Here is a 3111-nt window from a genome sequence, read left to right as displayed (position 1 = left end):
GGTATGCTTTGATGCTTACTTCATTCCCCTGATGGCGCAAGTACCCAGACAGTTTCTATATCATTATGTTTTTATTGTAAACAACAAAACGAAACATTGCGTCGTGTTCTTTATCGTTTAAAAAATGATTTTAGAAGAGCTTTTAAAATAGAGATTGCAGTTAGAAACTATGAATTGCAGAAAAGCTAGATTGATCAGTATTCCGTTTAAAAGTGTTAAGAAACAAAATATTTTGCAAGGATGTTTGTTGCTTAAGGCTGTTGTTATGAAAACTCTACAAAATTTTTGGAGAAGCTGTTGTTGTGTGCTTACAAAAAGCTTTTAATTGATTTTCTTACACAGAGAATTATTTATTACGTGTTTTAAAATACAAAAAATTTTATTAAAAGCATTTGATTTTTATAAATCAAAAAGGCAGCTCTCTTGAGAATTCAGTATTCATTTAGAGATAACAGATTTTATTACATTTGGTTTGAGTGAGATTAATTGGCTCAAGAAAGGTGGTAGAAAGAATAGTTGTTAACGGTTCTTTCCGATAGATTATAAAAAGGCAGCACATTTGCACTGCCTTTTATTAAAATGAATAGAATATAAATTGTTTTTTGCGTTTTCTTAAAACTGATAGCGTATTCCGCCTGAAAAGCTTGCTCCAGATATACCAGTTTTTTGAAGCTTATATTGATAGTTAACATCAGCATGAAGGGCGATATTTTGTGATAATTGTGCATTTACACCAAATCCACCTTCAAGGGCAGCTCCTATAGAATCAAGGTGGAATGGTTCACCAATCTGTATCGTACCATTGTTAGAAAAAGCTTTAACAACGTTTAGTTTACCGTAGAAAGAAAGAATACCGCCGTTTTCAATAGAAAGCTTCGTTTGCGTTAAGCGTCCACCAACACGCACTAAGTATTGATAAGGATTTCCCATATCCACATCAAAACCATCGACATCTGAGAGTGTGCCAAGCATGAGACGTTGATAAACAAGTTGTACTTGTGGTTCAAAGACCAATCCGTTCCTACTGGTTTCGAATTTTTGTCCAATGGTTCCTGATGCACTGAATGTATCAGCATTTTTCAATTCTGCAGTCTTTCCTATGAGAGCTGTGGTGATATCTCCCTTGAGCATTCCATAGGAGAAGAGTGCATGGATGTATATCCCATTATTATGGTGCAGCCCACTATATGCAGCAATTGACCATTTATTGAGTGTACTCTTGTCAGCACCTTCCATGTCTTTAGGGGTGAAAGCTAATTTCCCATATGTCCCTAAAAGACCAAAATTGGCGGTCATATTTTGATCTTCTAGAGCTGCTAATGTAATGCCTGCCTGTAAAGCTGCATAGTGAATATCGGCACCATAGCCATATTGTAATGGCGTACGGTGAGAGGATAATGTCATCTTATTTCCATAAGTCGAGAATAAGACTCCTTTGTTTTTATGATCTTTTGTCTCAAAGGTGTTTTCCTGCATCGAGTTGAGTAAAGTGTTTTGATTGTTTATATCAGCCAGTCCAGCTGAGAATAGTGCGTTAGGCATGGACAAATAGCTTGCCACTTGAGGAACGAGAGCTCTGATCTTTCCCTCATTATCGAGAGTCTCATTTTGCAAGCGAAAATCCCAGAAATTTTGATTTTTTTCCAAGATGTTTTGTGCGTTGTTTGCTTGTCCAAGGGATGATGAACCGGTATTTTGCGCTTCTTTCTCTTTTGGTGAAACACCTTCAATCATTTTTCCTGATTCTGATATCGTATAGATTGTGTAGTCTTTGAGGGTATTTTCTTTTGATTCTTGTGATATTCCGCTAAAATGACTTTGTGTGCTATCGGCTGTCCCATGGCTGGATGTTGGACCATAGGCTTTGAGTATATATTTATAGGGCAATCCCTCCATTGTGGTGTAGCCGTGTGCAAGTTTGAAGGAATCTTCATTTGCATTTCCAGAAACTTGAATGAGTGAAAGACCACGCATATTCGAGGAAACAGAATCTTCAGCTTTTAATATCTCACCTTTCGCAAGGTTTTTGATATGGACTGTTGTGCTACCTGATACATCACCATGAATAAGGAGGCGGTCAGCTTTTTGCTGTTCTTTTACTAGACCATCACTCCATTCAATATTAAAATAAATTTTTGCATTGCCTGTGGCATTGTAGACTGTATTATAAGTGCTTTCTATATCGGGGATTGTACTTCCCTCAGGTCTACGAACCTCAGCTGTTCGCCCTACATACAAGGTATGATAATGATCTTTTTCCCGCCCTTGCGGTACCGTAAATATGATAGAACTATTATTAAGATTCAGTACTGAAACGGTAGAAAGGGCTCGTTGTTTAATATCACTGAGCTCATAGTTAAACGCATTAAAGTCAGTATCGACTTCCTCTTGAGAGGTCTTTAAGTACCATTTGCTCTTGTTATTCAGAGTCAAAACCGTTGTATTGACTTTTAAAGTTCTTGCTCGTCCCTCTATTGTTGAATTATCAGCGGTTAATGCTAAAGTTACAGGAAGAGTATCGTTGTCATAATATTTACGTTTCGTTTTATTTCTCAATAATACGTCAGATCGAATTTCTGAGTCTTTAAGTTGAACTTCAGCAACGGCTCTTGAGCAGTAGGGACCAAGAATACCGGTACCGTTTTTCACAAGAAGTTTTGTATTGCTAAGAACAACCTTATTGACAACTTTTTCTCCACTTTTCAGTGAAGAATCTTTTGTTTCATAAAAAACGATACCACCGGCACCTCCTCGTTGGACGGTTATGGTTGAATCTTCAACGTTGATTATACCATTCTTTGTTTCTAAACCTTTGTATACTGTATTTGCTTTAATTTCTTTAGCATGAATGCGTCCACCTTCTGATACAGAAAGTGCAGACATTTCCGTGTGTATTGTTGATTTTACAATTGTGATAGCTGCTTTATCATGCGCTAATATTCCAGGTCCTTTATCGCGGACAAGAACATTATTTAAAGTCTTTTCTTCTCCCTTATTTAATTCAATCTTTCCCAAAATTCCAGGAGTTTCAGGAGCTGATGTATTTGCATAAGTTGAACCGAAATGAGAAAAAATCAAAGTTCCAGCAATTGTACATAACAAAAAATTTTT

The 3111-nt window shown here is 36.7% G+C and carries 1 protein-coding gene; it reads right to left on the bottom strand.

Features of this window, described 5'->3' with window-relative positions; all coding sequences use genetic code 11:
- Positions 1 to 612: 612 nt before the first annotated feature.
- A partial coding sequence (locus tag ACFIKX_RS09480; protein WP_375628385.1) for an autotransporter outer membrane beta-barrel domain-containing protein occupies positions 613 to 3111 on the bottom strand: 2499 nt, incomplete at its 5' end.

The organism is Bartonella sp. CM86QHHN, from assembly GCF_042194695.1.
Classification (GTDB): Bacteria; Pseudomonadota; Alphaproteobacteria; order Rhizobiales; family Rhizobiaceae; genus Bartonella.
This window is presented reverse-complemented; position numbering and strand designations above follow the sequence as displayed.